This is a genomic window from Thermogladius calderae 1633 (genome assembly GCF_000264495.1).
Lineage (GTDB): Archaea > Thermoproteota > Thermoprotei_A > Sulfolobales > Desulfurococcaceae > Thermogladius > Thermogladius calderae.
On record NC_017954.1, the window covers coordinates 1,232,345 to 1,247,511 of the forward strand.

The 15,167-nt window shown below is 55.4% G+C and carries 18 protein-coding genes and 1 tRNA gene; 9 read left to right on the forward strand and 10 right to left on the reverse strand.

The genetic code is table 11. The features are described 5' to 3' along the window. Positions 1-363: 363 nt before the first annotated feature. From TCELL_RS06615 to TCELL_RS06625, 3 genes are read right to left on the reverse strand one after another with little or no spacing between them, the layout of a single operon-like run. Positions 364-1,206, reverse strand: coding sequence for a hypothetical protein (locus tag TCELL_RS06615; protein ID WP_014737965.1), 843 nt, complete (start codon positions 1,204-1,206; stop codon positions 364-366). A gap of 6 nt (positions 1,207-1,212) precedes the next feature. Next, entirely contained in the window at positions 1,213-2,166 is a 954-nt protein-coding gene (locus TCELL_RS06620; protein ID WP_014737966.1) for a metallophosphoesterase family protein, read from the reverse strand. 52 nt (positions 2,167-2,218) lie between these two features. Continuing rightward, complete coding sequence (locus TCELL_RS06625) at positions 2,219-3,838, reverse strand: APC family permease (RefSeq protein WP_014737967.1); 1,620 nt, start codon at positions 3,836-3,838, stop codon at positions 2,219-2,221. Positions 3,839-3,911: 73 nt separating this feature from the next. Between TCELL_RS06625 and TCELL_RS06630 the strand changes: the two genes are divergently transcribed. Next, on the forward strand, positions 3,912-5,273 hold the full coding sequence (locus TCELL_RS06630) for an aspartate aminotransferase family protein (protein WP_014737968.1): 1,362 nt from the start codon (positions 3,912-3,914) through the stop codon (positions 5,271-5,273). On the opposite strand, the gene TCELL_RS06635 is transcribed toward TCELL_RS06630, so the two are convergent. Then, positions 5,274-5,374: transfer RNA gene (locus tag TCELL_RS06635), tRNA-Cys, on the reverse strand. A gap of 238 nt (positions 5,375-5,612) precedes the next feature. Between TCELL_RS06635 and TCELL_RS06640 the strand changes: the two genes are divergently transcribed. Next, positions 5,613-6,647: a phosphate uptake regulator PhoU gene (locus tag TCELL_RS06640; protein ID WP_014737969.1), complete on the forward strand. Its 1,035-nt coding sequence runs from the start codon at positions 5,613-5,615 to the stop codon at positions 6,645-6,647. A gap of 120 nt (positions 6,648-6,767) precedes the next feature. On the opposite strand, the gene TCELL_RS06645 is transcribed toward TCELL_RS06640, so the two are convergent. Both TCELL_RS06645 and prf1 read right to left on the reverse strand, forming a co-directional pair. Further along, on the reverse strand, positions 6,768-7,049 hold the full coding sequence (locus TCELL_RS06645; protein ID WP_193386229.1) for a hypothetical protein: 282 nt from the start codon (positions 7,047-7,049) through the stop codon (positions 6,768-6,770). Between the two features lie 47 nt (positions 7,050-7,096). Continuing rightward, a complete protein-coding gene (gene prf1 / locus TCELL_RS06650) occupies positions 7,097-8,194 on the reverse strand; it encodes a peptide chain release factor aRF-1 (protein ID WP_048163776.1) in 1,098 nt (365 codons plus the stop codon). 191 nt (positions 8,195-8,385) lie between these two features. Here prf1 and TCELL_RS06655 point away from each other — a divergent pair, with 191 nt between their 5' ends. Together TCELL_RS06655 and TCELL_RS06660 are read left to right on the forward strand one after the other, a co-directional pair. Beyond that, positions 8,386-9,321 carry a lysylphosphatidylglycerol synthase domain-containing protein gene (locus TCELL_RS06655; protein ID WP_014737972.1) on the forward strand — a complete coding sequence of 312 codons (936 nt, stop codon included), beginning with the start codon at positions 8,386-8,388 and terminating at the stop codon, positions 9,319-9,321. Then, positions 9,322-9,555, forward strand: coding sequence for a hypothetical protein (locus tag TCELL_RS06660; protein WP_014737973.1), 234 nt, complete (start codon positions 9,322-9,324; stop codon positions 9,553-9,555). Here TCELL_RS06660 and TCELL_RS06665 read toward each other — a convergent pair. After that, positions 9,541-9,828 carry a hypothetical protein gene (locus TCELL_RS06665; protein WP_014737974.1) on the reverse strand — a complete coding sequence of 96 codons (288 nt, stop codon included), beginning with the start codon at positions 9,826-9,828 and terminating at the stop codon, positions 9,541-9,543. The two genes, TCELL_RS06660 and TCELL_RS06665, sit on opposite strands and share 15 nt — an antisense overlap. A 101-nt stretch (positions 9,829-9,929) precedes the next feature. Between TCELL_RS06665 and TCELL_RS06670 the strand changes: the two genes are divergently transcribed. Continuing rightward, positions 9,930-10,535, forward strand: coding sequence for a transcriptional regulator (locus TCELL_RS06670; protein WP_014737975.1), 606 nt, complete (start codon positions 9,930-9,932; stop codon positions 10,533-10,535). Positions 10,536-10,600: 65 nt separating this feature from the next. Then, complete coding sequence (locus tag TCELL_RS06675; protein WP_014737976.1) at positions 10,601-10,894, forward strand: hypothetical protein; 294 nt, start codon at positions 10,601-10,603, stop codon at positions 10,892-10,894. Between the two features lie 19 nt (positions 10,895-10,913). On the opposite strand, the gene TCELL_RS06680 is transcribed toward TCELL_RS06675, so the two are convergent. Together TCELL_RS06680 and TCELL_RS06685 are read right to left on the reverse strand one after the other, a co-directional pair. Further along, on the reverse strand, positions 10,914-11,630 hold the full coding sequence (locus TCELL_RS06680; RefSeq protein ID WP_014737977.1) for a TatD family hydrolase: 717 nt from the start codon (positions 11,628-11,630) through the stop codon (positions 10,914-10,916). Continuing rightward, the gene (locus TCELL_RS06685) at positions 11,627-12,238 is read right to left on the reverse strand and encodes a hypothetical protein (RefSeq protein WP_014737978.1); all 612 of its coding nucleotides are present in this window, start codon (positions 12,236-12,238) and stop codon (positions 11,627-11,629) included. The genes TCELL_RS06680 and TCELL_RS06685 overlap by 4 nt, the downstream gene beginning before the upstream one ends. Before the next feature lie 94 nt (positions 12,239-12,332). On the opposite strand from TCELL_RS06685, the gene TCELL_RS06690 reads away from it, so the two are divergent. Next, complete coding sequence (locus TCELL_RS06690; RefSeq protein WP_014737979.1) at positions 12,333-13,028, forward strand: HAD family hydrolase; 696 nt, start codon at positions 12,333-12,335, stop codon at positions 13,026-13,028. Here the strand turns inward: TCELL_RS06690 and TCELL_RS06695 are convergent. Further along, positions 12,988-13,281 (reverse strand): hypothetical protein, encoded by a 294-nt coding sequence (locus TCELL_RS06695; RefSeq protein WP_014737980.1) that lies wholly within the window; start codon positions 13,279-13,281, stop codon positions 12,988-12,990. The genes TCELL_RS06690 and TCELL_RS06695 overlap by 41 nt on opposite strands. 70 nt (positions 13,282-13,351) lie before the next feature. Here TCELL_RS06695 and TCELL_RS06700 point away from each other — a divergent pair, with 70 nt between their 5' ends. Beyond that, positions 13,352-14,671: a TIGR04013 family B12-binding domain/radical SAM domain-containing protein gene (locus tag TCELL_RS06700; protein WP_014737981.1), complete on the forward strand. Its 1,320-nt coding sequence runs from the start codon at positions 13,352-13,354 to the stop codon at positions 14,669-14,671. A gap of 120 nt (positions 14,672-14,791) precedes the next feature. After that, positions 14,792-15,145: a DUF167 domain-containing protein gene (locus tag TCELL_RS06705; RefSeq protein ID WP_014737982.1), complete on the forward strand. Its 354-nt coding sequence runs from the start codon at positions 14,792-14,794 to the stop codon at positions 15,143-15,145. Positions 15,146-15,167 lie beyond the last annotated feature (22 nt).

Below are 15,167 nucleotides of genomic sequence, written 5' to 3' on the forward strand. Positions count from 1 at the left end.
AAGCCCCAGACCCTAAATAGGGGTGGGGCTTCGAGCCTGGCGAGACAGGAGTGTTTCTAGTTGATTCTCCGGTACACACATTGAGTTGCTCGGAGCCAGGACTACCAACCGGTGTACCACGAGACACGCCCTCGGCAGCGTCCAGATAGCCTTGTCAAGCACCGTACTCGTTGTCTCAACTCTACTGGGTTATAGGGTCGTGCTGTAAGGGTTGCTCAGACTGGGGATTAACAAACAGGGCTTCCGATAAACCTCAAGACGAATATTTGATTTTCCCCACACTCTTTTACCCGATGAGCTGTATTAAAGGTGCCATCCGTGACAGGCCGGGCGGTGAAGCACGTTGAGGTTTACAGGTATTAACTACCTCTCCAGCTCCTCTACTTGCCTGTACCACGGCTTTGAAGTGCCGATCTTAGACCTCTTAATCCAAGCCTTGCTCTTGGGTGTAGACTCGACCTTGTTGACTAGTGAGTTGACTCTACCCAGCACCAATTCGACTACGTCTTTTGTCAACGCCCCCTCGGCGAGCTTGTTCATGAGCATGTCTCTCAGCTTGGCCAGGTTTATCATGGCGTCGTACCAGAAGCCCCAGTCGTCGGAGAGGACGGATGCTATGAGGTCGTCGTCGATACACTCTCTACTCTTAGACCCCTCGAGGCTACACAGGTTGTGTGAGTAGAGCAGGACTGCGAGGTCGACTAGGTCCTTCCAGTTGATCTCGTGTATCTGGAGCTTCTCCAGTACAAGGTGTGCTAGGGAGATGGTGGGGTAGTCGAGTTCGAGCAACCCCTTGCCAGGCTTACTGCCGAAGTCGATGTCGTGGCTGAACTCGAGCTTGTCGAAGAATATGTCGACGTGGTAGAGGTCCTGGGGGTGGTAGTAGATAAGCCTCTTACCGGCGAACAATGCCTTCACGTAAGGGTCGTAATTGAACTTGAGCTCCTTCTCGAACAGGTCAATGATCTCCTTCCTCTGCTTACTGTACCCTATCAGGTCGAGGTCTGTGAAGACGAGGCCTTCCCCCTTGAACCTCCCCAGCTTCTCGTACAGACTGATCGCGCCGGGTTTGTCGGCGGAGTGGATGTACACTCCCAGCGCCCCTATTATTCTTAGCACGACGCCTCTCTCCGAAGCCTTTGAGACTATCCCAACCGCCTCCTTGACGAACTCGTCGGCGCTTAACGCAACGCGCTTCGAGGACAAGGCGGTTTACCCCTCTATCTTGTAGTAGTTAACTAGCCTCTCCCCCTCGATCTCCACGATGTAGGCCTTAAGTACCCCCTCGCTGTACTCGCTCCCGGGATTCACGACAACCGTCCTACCGATCATGTCCTGCCCGCCCGACTCGTGTATGTGACCGTGTAGACCTATAACGGGCTGGTACTTCTCAATCACCTTTCTCACAGCCTTAGAGCCCACATGCTCGAACTGTGGTACACCGGCGACCGTAACAACCCTGAGGTCCTTGGTGAGCTTGGGCGCCAGGTCTAGCATCGTGTTGTAAGGCGGAGCGTGGAAGTTGAAGATCGACTTGGACGGGTCGGACAACTTCGATATAAGTTTCTCCAAGTACTTCTCGAGGTCCTTCTCGTCCTTTTCTCGCGGGGTTTTCCAGGGGGTCGGGTTGACGTAGGGTGACGACGCTACCTCTAGCTTCTCCACCGTGAAGACCTTTTCGAGGGGGTACACCACCCCCTTGTCCTCGAACTCCTTTATCACGTCGTCGATCACCCACTCGTCGTCGTTACCGGGCATCACAACCGTGGTCACACTCCTCGTGTCGACCTTGCTGACGAGTAGCTCCAGCCACTTCCTCATCCTTTCGACCATCTTCTCAACCATGACCCTGTTGACTAGGTCTGGGTTGTTCTTCAGCTCTTCCAGCTCTCTCTCGTCGACCCTTACGTAGTAGGCCCCAGCACCCTCCAGCTTCTCCTCGAAAGCCGCCACCTCGCTCTCGCTCTTCATAACCCACCTCGAGCCGAAGTAGCGGGCCGTCCAGGACCCGTCGCTGTGCCTGACGATCGGGACCAAGACTTTACCGGTCAAGTCGCCGGACAACACCAGGACGTTGGCCTTGTACATCTCCTGTGCTTTGATCCACTTCCTCCATACTAGTGTAGAGCCGTGGACGTCGACCGAGAAGAATATACGGGAGACCATACCGGTGCATCTCACACTCTATTCTATGGTTTGAGAGGTAAAAAACGTGGTTTCAAGCGGGGGGTATCTGCCCGTAGATCTTACTCGGGTCTATACCCTTCGCTCTGTTCTTGGCCATCATGTACACGTAGATCGATACGCCTAGTACGCCGGCAGCGATATTGACCATTTGGACCGAGGGCTCAGGGTACGACGTGTAGAGCATGAGCCACCAGCCGATGGCGAAGACTATTATACCCAGCACCGAAGTCGCTACTTTCGACCTGAAAACCGTCCTCTCGAAGATCTCGGGCCTCCACCAGGGTAGTAGTGTTAGTGCCAGGCCGACAGGCCAGACGAATATGAACAGACTGAAGTCTAACCAGGAGATCAGGGCAGTGGCGAGGGTAGCGCCTAGGTTCTCGTAGTACGTTATTATGGCGCCCAGGCCGGCTATAATGGCTGTGATGTGGTTGGCCCAGGTAGGGGCGGCAAACCTGGGCGATACAGAGGCTAGCTTCTCTGGCAGGGCTCTGTCGAAGCTCATTGAGAAGAAGCCTCTCACGGCCGCTACCCAGACCGGTATAGCGGTGTTTAGGTACCACAGGAAGTAAGCCAGGCCTACTATGATGGCTAGGACTGGGTTCGGGAAGGCGATTGCTATGTAGAAGGGTACAGAGGGCTCTGGTAGAGGTTTGCCGGGTAGGATGCTCGCCAGGGCGTCCGGGTAGTTTGCCCTCAAGTAGGCGTAGGCGGCGAGGAAGTCGTAGTTGAAGACGTAGGGTAGTATGATGGCGTTGAACAAGTAGAGGGCCATGACCACCGCGTAACCGGTGAAGAGCCCCTTGAGGTAAGACCTGCTGGGGTCCTTCACCTCGCTACCTATGAAGGTAGTCACCTCGAGGCCGGACCAGGCCCATAGTGTCCAGAACAGCATCCCGTACGTACCGATCAGCAGTGGGTTGGCTGTCAGAACAGGGACGTTGTACTGCTTGCTGACAGCCTCGTTGAAGGCGACGCTCATGATCTTGGAGGTGCTCCCAGGCCCGTAGACGGAGTCGAAGGCCGCCATCCCGTTGTCGGCCCCCACGAAGGCTAGAGCTGCGAGCGTGAGAACTGTGACAACTAGGGGTAATATCGTGGCTATTCTCATAGTCCACTTTATGACCTTGATACCGCCCATGTTGAGAGCCCAGAGTACGGCCACTAGTATTATCGATATCACTAGCTGGTTTACGGGGTCTATGAGTGCGTTAGCCATGCTGATCAACGCCGGGTTATTAGAGGCGACCCCGGCAACAGCGAGCGGGCCGCTGAACGCCTTTAAGCCGATGTACATTACGAACCCCGCTGTCATGGCACCGCCACCGCCCACGATGTAGTACCAGAACGGGATGTAGCCTAACACTGAGTGGAGCGTCCTGGAGACCACGACATACATGCTACTAGACCTCGGGAAGGACGCCGTAATGTAGTAGAACGCTATGGTCAACGGGAGGAATATCAGTCCCGCTAGGAAGAACGCTAGCGCTATGTTGCCACCGTAGGTATCGGGGTAGCCCAGTACTTTAACAGCGTAGAAGGTCATACCCGACGCGGCGGGGCAGGCTATAGACCACAAGGCCACGTCGATCCACGACAGTTCCCTGACGAGACCTGACGCCCTCCTTACAAAAACCACTTCTTCCGACATACCACGCCACAAATGTATATTTTTCCCTGAAGAATATAAATTTTAGCATCGTGTAAGTAGAGGCTTTACGTGTATGGATGTTGAAAAACTTATTCTAGAAGAACGTAAAGTAGTTCCACGACCGTTCGTCCTCAAGTACTTCCCTCTTGTCCCTTTGAAGGGACGGGGTTGTAAGCTCTACGATGAGACAGGGAGGGAATACATTGACCTCACGTCAGGGGCCGCAACCTACATAGTGGGATTCAACCACCCAGACGTCGTTAGAGAAGTCGTAGAGCAAGTGGAGAGCCTCTTCAACTACACAACGCTCTACTTCTACAACAGACCATCCATTGAACTGGCCGGGAAGCTCGTGAACCTTACGCCGGGGGGCTTTCCAAAGAAGGTAGTGTTTGGCTTCAGCGGGGCGGACGCCATGGAAATAGCCCTCACGGCGTCTCTAAACTACACGAGGAGGGGGAGGCTGGTCAGCTTCACCGACTCCTTCCACGGGACCCTCGTCCTCCCAGCGAGCGTCAGCGGGATTATACGAGACGCTCTCGAGGGTCTAGGCGGCCCGTGGTACAAGGACGTTGTTTTCGTCGAGTATCCCAACCCGTACAGGAACAAGTGGGGTGTGGATGGCTACGAGAAGCCGGGGGAGCTGACGGCTCTGGCGCTTAAAGAGCTAGAGGAGGTCTTGAGAGGCACAGGAGGCGTGGCGGCCGTCGTGATAGAACCCGTCCAGGGCGACGCGGGAGTGGTTGTCCCGCCCAAGGACTTCGTGAGAGAGGTGGCTAGGCTCGCCGGCGAGCACGGCTCACTTCTAGTCGTCGACGAGGCGCAGACCGGGCTCGGGCGGACAGGGGCGTGGTGGGGCGTCGAGCACTACGGTGTAGCACCCGACGTACTGGTATCGGCTAAGGCGTTGGGGGGCGGTTTCCCCTTATCCGCCGTGGTGGCTAGGAGCGATATACTCGAGGCGTTACCAAGGGTTGGTCTAGGGTTCACAAACATGGGGCACGCTGTCTCGTGTAGAGCTGCTCTTGCCACGATCAGGGTCATAGAAAGAGAGGGACTGATAGAGAGGGCCCGTACCCTTGGGGCCTACTTGACCAGGAGACTGAGAGAGATCCAGGAAAACCACCCCGTGATCGGCGACGTCAGGGGCCTCGGTCTCATGGTGGGTGTAGAGGTCGTCGAAGACCATAGGTCGAGGAGGCCCTCTAGAGTCAAGGCTCTGAAGGTCGCTTGGGGTGCGTGGAGAAAGGGGGTTATAACGACCACCCTGGGCAGGCACGGAAACGTCCTCCGGCTTACGCCGCCGCTCAACATCCCGCTCGAAGACCTAGAAAAGGCGATAACGGTATTGGAGGAAGCCGTTAAAGACGTGGAGGAAGGGAGGGTACCCGACGAGGTCGTCGAAGGCGTCGAGGGTTGGGGGTCGTGGAGTTAGAGCCGGGGGCGGGATTCGAACCCGCGGTTAAACGGGTCTCTGAGCCCCTGACTCGAGAGCGCCCTGCAGCCCGCCGCCTTAGACCGCTCGGCCACCCCGGCTTCAAGTCTAATCTTGTGTTAGAAGGGGTTATAAGCTGTCTATCATGCAGCGACTATACTGCTTTAAGGTTATTGTCTGTATGTTCAGGGCTGTTTAGGACGTCCTGCTCTTTTACCCCTGTTTTCCTACATTAAGTTTTTTGCGTATATATTCGGTCATGTAGCCTGCGGTTAAGTATTTAAGGGTGTTAAGAAGATATGTGTGTGAAATACACGTATGTAATGAAAGGGGGCGTATATGGCGAGCGTAGAGAGGAGGAAGGTACAGAAGACTGGTAGCTCATCGTTTATAGTCACTCTTCCTAAAGAGTGGGTCGACGCCGTAGGCTTGAAGAGCGGCGACTACGTCTACATATACGAGCACGGCGGTAGGCTCGTCATAACCCCGGGGACCTTCGAGATAGGGCAGCTACAGGCCACTATCAGGGTATTCAGCGAGGCTAGGATCGAGGAGATCTTCAGGACGATCGTGGCCTTCTACCTAGCGGGCTACACGAACCTGACGGTGTCTTTTGACCCCTCGCTACAGAATCTCGCGAAGAAGATAAGCGACCTTAAGAGCATGGTCAGAATAAAACTGGCAGGTATAGAGGTCATAGACGAGACGTACAACACGATCTCCTTCAAGATACTGCTAGACCTACGCGAGCTACCGTTAGAGAGCAGCCTGAGGAGGCTCCACTTGATAGTCTCGAACATGATGAGGGACAGCCTCTCCAGCTACAAGAGCGGCGACAAGGCACTAGCGGAGGCGGTCATCCAGAGAGACGACGAGGCGGATAGGTTCCACTTCATGATCGTCAGGGAGTTGTCCATGGCGCTACTCGACGTCAAGGTGATGCACGACCTCGGGCTCTCATCACCCGTTGAGACGATCAACTACAGGATTATAGCGAGGAACCTGGAGAGAATAGCCGACCACAGCGTCAACATAGCAAAGAACGTTATAGTGTACGGTAAGCCCTCTAGCATGGCCGACGACATCTACAACCTCGGCACATCGCTAATAGACCTGCTCAACAGTGCTATGGGGTCTCTCTACAAGCTCGGCAGGCAGGACGCCGAGGAGGTCATACAGAAGACACGCGAGACCGTGAGCAAGATCGACGACCTAGTCGCGAAGGTCGTAGTAGCCAACATACCAGACCGCGAGAAGGCCTTCCACATCATGGTACTGGACAGCCTGAGGAGGATAACGAGGTACTCGAACGGTATTGCGGAGACGTCGATCAACATCAAGGCCAGTAAAGTCTCGTCGATAGACATAAAGTAGGCGCTTCTCCAGAGCAGCGGGTAGCCGAGTTTATAACCCTACTAGAGAATTGTTTTTCTAGGTGACCCCGGTGCCCATGCTACGCCCCCGTGTACCGGGGGTGGGTGACCATGGGTCGGGTCACTCCCGGCTCACATAAAACCTCCTGCTCCTCTCCCTCGCCGGGATAAACCTCCTGTCCTCCTCCCCCGTCTCACGTATCTCCTCGTGAGCCTCCGCGTCGACCTCTAGCTTTTTCTCGGCGATGTAGGCTTTGATCAGCTCGAGGGGTATGTTGTCGAACCTACCTATGATGTGGGTTATACCCTGTAATCTCAACCACTCGATGAAGTCTTCTTCGAGTCCTGCCTGGACTATGAGCTCGAGGTACTCCCTCCTCTCCCTTGGTTCGAGGAAGGACAATTCGACCGCCATATTTTACTTGGACTCTACGTGTAAAAACCTTAACGTCAACCAGCCTTGTACCTGAGTATCCCGGCTATGCCGTTGAAGGTCTTGTAGAACCACTCGCCTTCAGGCATATCGTTGTTGATCACCACTACTCTTGCCCCGTGGTTCTTGGCCTTCTCCAACCACTTCTCCACGTCACCTCTCTCCTCAGAGACCACGAGCACCTTGACGGCCCCCATCTCCAGCGCGTTGCTCACCTCGTCCTCGCCATAGACGACCATCCCGTCGTCTTTAACCAGGTGGAGCTTGAACTCCTCGATAACCTGCAGACCCTCCACGTACTCTTGCTCCTTGAGCACGTCTTGGGCCTTCATCACCATCTCTCTTAGACCTGCCTCGCCCTGGTAGGAGACGTCGACTAGCTGGTTTATTAGGATCTTTTTCAGCCTGTAGTCGAGGTAGTCTCCTTGAACAAAGTCGTACTTGCTGTAAGCGGGTCCACCCACGAGTACGGCCTTTAACTTGCCCTGCTCGAGCAGAGGCAGGAAGGCCTTGTTGGCGTGCTCGCCCACCTTCTTGTAGAAGTCCTCGACCATTTGCTCTATGATCCTGTCGTACCTCCTTTGGCTCTGCCCGCCTTTCTCGTGCTTGCCGGGTATGTACTCCTCCATCTCCTCCAAGACCACGAGCCTGTTCCCCTTCAGTAGGCCGAGAGTAGCGGCGTCCCGCTCGACGATTATCAGCCCTATGACGTTGTGTTCGTAGACCATCTCTTCGAGGAACTCCGTGTGGAAGTACTTGTCAGTCCTGTAGAAGAAGAGCCTCACTTCCTCTGGCGGGATCAGCATCACGGATATGAAGTCGCCGGTCTCCACGTCCTCGCCCGCGAAGTAGACTAGACCGTTGTCTGGTATCTTGGTGACCTTGCTGAACCTGTCGATCGCCGAGGCAAGCGCCCTCTGCACAGCGTTCTTAGTCCTCTTCAGCTTGATGTTGTCGGATATCGACAACTCCTGCCTGAGCAGGTTGACAACGTCGCTAACAGGCCTGCCAGGTGGGACGTAGAGCGAGAGCAGTACTGTAGCAGGGGCCTTCCACTTCTTCAGCTCTTTTATGATCTCCCTGAGCCTTTGTTTGTCGACTCTGAGGGCCTCTATCTTCTCCTCGCTGTAGCTAAAAGCCCATACCCAGCACCTGGACCACTGATTTCTTTGACTCCTAATAAACGATACGATTTTAAATAGTGAGGCCAAGATAGACCTCCGACCACAGGCTCCGGCACAACAGGCTTGCTCCGATGAGGTCGCCGGAGGAGGCCCATGATCAGGGTCGCTGAAAGTGATCACGTGTGAAAGTGGGTGTGGACGTTAAAAAGTGGGCGGTGTCGGTAGTAGTGGTGTTCGCCACCATACTGGCTTACAGCGTTGTCACTTCCAGTTATACCGCGGTCTTTAAAACCCCGCTCATAAACCTCGCCCTAGCGTCCGCGATATTGATGTTCGGCTACTTCGTCTCCTCTGTAAGGCTGATGATAATACACTCGAGGTACACGGGCACTAGACTAGGCGTGTCAGAGTACTACAAAGCCAGGCTGATGGGGAACCTCGTAGGGTTTCTCACACCGTCCGCGGTCGGAGGCGAGATCGGTAGAGCGGGCTACCTCTCATCAAAGGGCTTCCCATTCACGGACATGGTCGCGGTGTCGTACTACGAAGTCTTCTTCGACGTCGTCTTCTGCAATATCATGGGCATCGTGTTCTCCGTGAACCAATTCCCCTGGACTCTCCCAGTCCTCGTAGTGGCCTCGTTCACCCTCGCTACGTGGGTCGCTATTTCAGCCGTACTCCTCTACGCAGGGGGAAGACAAATCTCCAATAGCCGGACGATCCTTGGCTGGAGGGGGCTTGGGGAGCGGGTTCTACAGGTGGCCACCAACATAGCTAGGGCTTTCAAGTCCGTCTCCAGGAGAGTGGGGGCAGTAGACCTAGCGTATATCGTGTTGTTGACTACCGCCTCCCAGGTGTTACAGGCAGCGTCCCTACTCGCTATCACGGGTGTTTACGCTGCTAAAGGGCTGGTCGTCTCGATGAGTGCTTACTTCTACTCACAGAGCCTGAGCTCTATCCCGACGCCAGGGGGCGCTGTCACCTCGGAGTACGGGCTCAGCTTAGTCCTAGAGCCCGAGGCCGTGGTCTCGTTCAGGCTCGTTTACGCGCTCGCTAACATAGTCCCCGGGCTTATTATAATGCTTAAGGCCTATACTGGTAAGAGAGGGAGGGTTTGATTGGCCGAGATCGGGGAGAAGACCGCCTCCGCCTACCTGTCTATCCACCTCGTGCCCTGCGACGCCAAGAGCGAGTGCCCCTTCTACAAGCTCGAGAAGGCAGAGGAGGACCAGTGCGTGGCTGTCTGTACTGTGACCGACAGAGTCTTGACCAGGTCTAGCGCTAGGAAGTGCCTCACCCTCTGGAGAGAGTGCCCCTTCTACAAGCTCGGTGTCGAGTCAAGCAGTAGCTAAACCTGTCTCCCCTAACGAGGGTGTGATCGGGATAGTTATCCTACTGGCCACGACAAGCACCTCGACGAGCTCCCTAACGCTGGGTACGTCCACTATGTGCAGCTCTCTCACGCCGTCGATCTCGAGGTTGACCCCCTTGAAGCCCTCTAACACGACCTCGTAGACCTCTACTTTGACACCGTACTCTCTCCTGGCGATCTCCACGGCAAAGTCCACTATGCTCTTGATCATCATGGACCATTCGTCGTTACCGTAGATTACGGTCAGGTCCATGCCGCGCACCCTTCCTGTAACTGGGCCGAAGTTTGCTTTTAACCGGTGTGAGAAAAAACTTAAAGCGGTGATTGACAGAAATCATCTCTTGTGGAGAAGAGGTGTACGCGTTGTCCGAGTTCGTTATCGACTTCTCAGACGTGCCCTTGAACCCGTTTGGGACGCGTGACGAGCAGAAGCTGGAGGCCGCACTGATAGTTGGGACGCTTTACAGCCCGGAAGTAGTCGAGCTGTTGAAAGACCCGGTCGAGAGGACGACGTGGATCGACAGCTTGGCCGTGGCAGCGGCTGCCTATGCTAAGTACAAGGCGGGGAAGCCGGTAAGCAAGATCGCAGAGGAGGTCGGGAGGAGCGAGCACACGATCAGGGCCCACATACAGGGCAAGACCAAGGCGGGCAAGCTTATCATATCGACCTACGAGAAGCTCAAAGCCGGGACCCTGAGGGTCGCTGTGCCGTTCGTTTCTGGTGCACCCCAGGTCGAGGCAAAGACAAGCGAGCTCGAGAGAAAAGTCCAAGAGCTGACCAGGGAGAAAGAGAGCCTTCTCGCGAAGGTCTCGGAGCTCGAGAAAGAGGTCGAGAACCTCAGGAGACAGCTCGAGGCGTGCCGGGAGGAGAGCGGCAAGCTGAGCCGCGTAGTCGAGGCCGTGAAGAGCCGGTTGCAGGCACTCGAGGAGATCAAGCAGCTGCTCTCCGAGCTAGCGTGACAACCCCTTAATACCGTGCTATACCCCTTTAAAACATCCCGACCACCACTTTAAGAGAGGGTCTGATGGAAGAGGCAGTGCTACTCGTCCTGGATCTAGGTGGTAGACTACTAAACTTCGTCGCAGACATGAACACGCCGCGCGAAGTCGTAGAGTCCCTCTCCAAACTAGGCTACGGGGCCTACAAGGCCCTCAACGGCCTCTCGGCCATTGTCGGTCTAGGCAACGTTCACAAGTTGAGCTTCGAGGTAGAGGGGCTCACAGTGACGGTAACGCAACAGGGCGGCAGAGTTATAGTCGTAGCACACAGGAGTACAAACGTGAAAACGGCCAAGTCCAGCGCCGTGGCGGAGGCCTAAACCTCCCTACTCCCCCTTTTTACCTGAACAGCCTTAGGTAGTTCCTGTAGAACAGGCTTTCCAGGTAATCCCTGCTAGTCCCCCTAATACTTGCCAAGGCGTCTATTGTCTCGCTGATTAGGCGAGGGTTCAGCTTCAACCCCTTGTACTCGTACGGGGAGTCGCTCTCTGTTAGAGCCCTCTCTAGGTCGGCTACTTCGAGGACGCGCCTGTGCTTGTCCTGGATTTTGAAAGCCGGGTTTAGTCCAACGTAGTAGCCCTTCTCCTGGATCTCCTCCAGTAGGTCGAGGGGGCCAGTATACCAGTGGAAGTAGGCCCTCTCGATGTCGTTTCTCAACAGAAGCTCGTAGACCTCTCTCCAGGCTCTAGGCGTGTGGAGGTTTAGGACTAGGCCGTAGTCTCTAGCTAGTACCAGCAACTGCTTGAAGAAGTCCAGCTGTCTGTCGAACGTCTCTGGTACAAACTGCCTGTCCAGTCCCACCTCCCCCAGGCACTTGACCGTGTCCGCGTTCCTCTCAACCAGCTCTACTACACTCCTGTAGTCCTGCCTACCGATCTCCCAGGGGTGGAGGCCTATACACGGTTGAACCTCGATCTCGTCGCTCAGCTGGAGCGTCCTCAGACTAGACTCGTAGTCGTCGCTGACACATACGAGAACGTAGCCCTCCTCGACGAGTGTTCTGAGCTCTCCGGTGTCCACCTCGTGGCAGTGGACGTGCATGTCCACGATCTTCATCTGAGCTCCACCCCCTCGTCTCCCAGGCACTTAGCCTCGATCTCCCCTTTAACGACCCTGTCAATAACTTCCACGTTGATAAGCCTCCCCTCCACTGCGTTGAAAAGGCAAGTAGATGCCCCGCCGGCAACAACCGAAAGCATGTCGCGTATTTTGCCGAGGATCGCCTCCTCTACGGACTGGCCCACCGTGATAGCGTTGTCTAGCCTCCCACCCGCTTTCGATCCCCCTTTGAGGAGGAATATCGGCCTCCCTCTCGCTAGAGCCTTCAGTACACTTGCTAGGTATCCGTCTATACTTGTCTCGGCTAGGTCTGTGTCCGTGGGAGTGACGATGTAGACTCCTTCCTCTATCTCTATTAGGCGGCCCTCGACGCTAATACAGTCGAGGTGGCCTCCCTCCGGGTGCCACGCAGTGTACAGGCTACCGCCCCACGCCCCCACATTGAAACTTGTGCCGTCGCAGATTACCCTCTGTGTAGGGCTGTGCTTGAAAACCACGGGGCCAACACTCTTCGGCTTGACCCGGTAGACGCCATTTTCGACGGCGACCTCGGCGTTCAGACACTCGAATCCGTCTCCGACCTCGCAGACCGCCGTGTAGCTCATTTAAAAACCCCCTCGACACTCAACAATTCTAGATGATGAGTTTGCCGAATATATGATTAGGTGAATTGTCTCCCGAAGACTGACGTGACCCTCTATGACACGCTTCAGAATCCTGGTGTCGGACTACGACCTGACGCTCGTGGACAGCCTTATGGACTTCTACCACGCCTTCGCGGAAACGCTCCGGTCGCGTGTTGGTACAAGCCTCGACTTTGACACCTTCTACAGGCACTTCGAGTCGGACAACTTGAACGACCTGATACCGGGGCGAGTTGACAAAAACGATTTCTGGAGGCTTTTCAGGGCTGTATACTCGAGCCGGTTCACTTTCCCCTACGGTTACACGAGCCAGTTTCTCAGGATGGTGAAAAGCGCGGGCGCTAGAGTGGTGATTGTTACAGGGCGCTATACGCACTCATTGAGCATCTGGGAGGATCTGCGGAGGTTCGGGCTCGACGAGTACGTCGACGAGGTGTACACAGCCTACGACATAGACCTCATGAGGGGCTCCGAGGAGTACGTGTTCGACAAGACCTGGCTATTGAAGTGGATCACATGCAAGCACGGGGTCCGGCCCTGCGAGGTGGTATACGTCGGCGATTACACCTCTGACCTTGAGAGCGCGCTTAAAGCCGGCGTCAGGTTTGTAGGCGTGGCCAGAGAAGATGGTAGGAGGAAGATCCTCGAAGAAAACGGGGCTAAGGCTTTCCGCGACCTACTAGAGGTCTCGATCTTCCTCTTCTCAGACACTATACTGGGACTGCCCTGTAACGCCCGTCAGGCCCCGTGATCACGAGCCCGTTCTCCACTAAGTTCGAGAGAGCCCTCCTGATCTTGTCCTCGCTCGCTATCCCGCTTAAGACGAGGTGCACTTCTTTCAGATTCAACGGTTTCTCAAGTAGGAGGGCAAAGATTATGTCGGTCAACTGCTCCTCGTTAGGGGCCGTCATCAACACAACGTCGTCATCCTCATGGAGGATCTTGAGCCGGACTTTCCGACTGAGTCTCTCTAGTTCGTCAGGGGTCAGCTCGATGTTTGCCATAAGAACCTCCTCGGGAAACTATTTATAAATTAATTAGAGGTGGTCTTGGGATAAGCTTTTTGGTGGTTTTTTGAGAACAGCTTTCGTTCTGTACCTGGACAGGTATACTAGGTACAGCGTCTACAGCGTAGCCGCTCTCCTAGACAGGTTGAGAGGTGTCTCCACCCTCCTGGTAGAGGGCCGCGAGTCGGTATTTAGGGTTATAGACTATGCTTCGTCCAACTACACGAAGTGTGTTGTAGGGCTCAGCTTGTTGACTACGAGGCTCGCGGACGATACCTTCAGGTCTATCGCAGCGTCAATCATAGAGCTGGCCAAGAAGCGGAACTGTGTTACCGTGGCAGGCGGCCCCCACGCGTCGGGCGATCCCCTGGGCGTCTTGTTTAACATGGGGTTCGATATCGCCATAGTGGGTGAGGGAGAGCCCGCAATAGAAGACTTCGTAGACTACCTCGCAGGTGGTAGAGAGCTGGCCAAAGTGAGGAACGCGGTTTACAGAGACGCGGACGGGAGAATCCTTGCCGGCCCCCGCGCCGAGCCCGTCGAGCTCGACGAATACCCTCCGTTCCCGTACTGGAGGCACTTGTACACCCCTATAGAGATAACAAGGGGGTGCTTCCACGGCTGCTGGTACTGCCAGGTCAGCTACACCCACGGTTTCAAGGTAAGACATAGGAGCGTAGGCAACGTAGTTGAGTACGCTAAGATCATGGTAGAGGACGGTGTTAGAGACGTCAGGTTCATCACGCCGGACGCGCTTTCGTACAACTTGACCAGCATGACGCAGAAGGTCGACGAGGACGCTATCGAGGAGCTCCTCGGCTCGCTGTACACGGCCGTGAGAGCCAGGGGGGCCCGTATATTCTTCGGGAGTTTCCCGAGCGAAGTGAGACCCGAGCACGTCACCGAGAGAGTAGCCAAGGTATTGAAGAAGTACGTGTCTAACAGGGAGATCGTCGTGGGCGCCCAGTCGGGCAGCGACAGGGTCTTGGAGAAAATACGTAGGGGGCACAGAGTTGAGGACGTGCTGAACGCTGTGAGCATACTCGTCAAAGAGGGGTTCAAGCCCAGCGTCGACTTCATATTCGGGCTACCCGTGGAGACGGAGGACGACATGGCCGAGTCCATTAGACTCGCGAGGAGGCTCGTGGAGATGGGGGCGAGGATACACCTACACTACTACCTCCCCTTACCGGGAACACCGCTGTTCCCCCGGATTCCCGTGAAAGTACCGGAGAGGATTAGAGCCGAGATAATGAGGCTCGTCGGGTCCGGTCAAGCCTACGGTGAGTTCCTGGAGCAAGAGAGGCTTTCTGCCAAGATAGTGGAGCTGGTGAGCAAGGGCTTTATACGCCCTACAACTAGGCGACCAGTGCTAGAGACCGGCTGAGGTGTCATCGGCTTCAAAACAGCGCCCGGTCTCGTCACAGCTCGGCTCCGCCATAGTCCCTCTACATCGCCTTCATGAATGATCACGGCTCACAAAGGTTAATAGGCTTGGGGTGATAAAATGAAAGTGTGGGACGCAATGCCCCGCCTAGAGGATGTCATACGGAGGAACCTGGAGAACTCCTCTAGGGGTGTCATACTCAACATCATAGTCCAACCCGGGTCGCCGACAGAGGGGTTGGTCATCGAGGGCAACGAGCTGGTGTTCCAGACAGTCGAGCCCGAGGGTAGAGGGCGGGAGAACGCGGCCCTGGTCAGGTACCTCAGCAAGAACCTTAACATACCCGTCTCGAAAATAGACATCGTGTACGGAACTAGGGAGAGGTATAAGCGGGTCCTCTTAATGGATATCAACGAAGAGAGGCTGATTACACTCCTGTCGAGGATCCTCGCTTGGCCGGGCGAGGGGAGGTAGGTTTTCACCTCGTTTCTCGCAT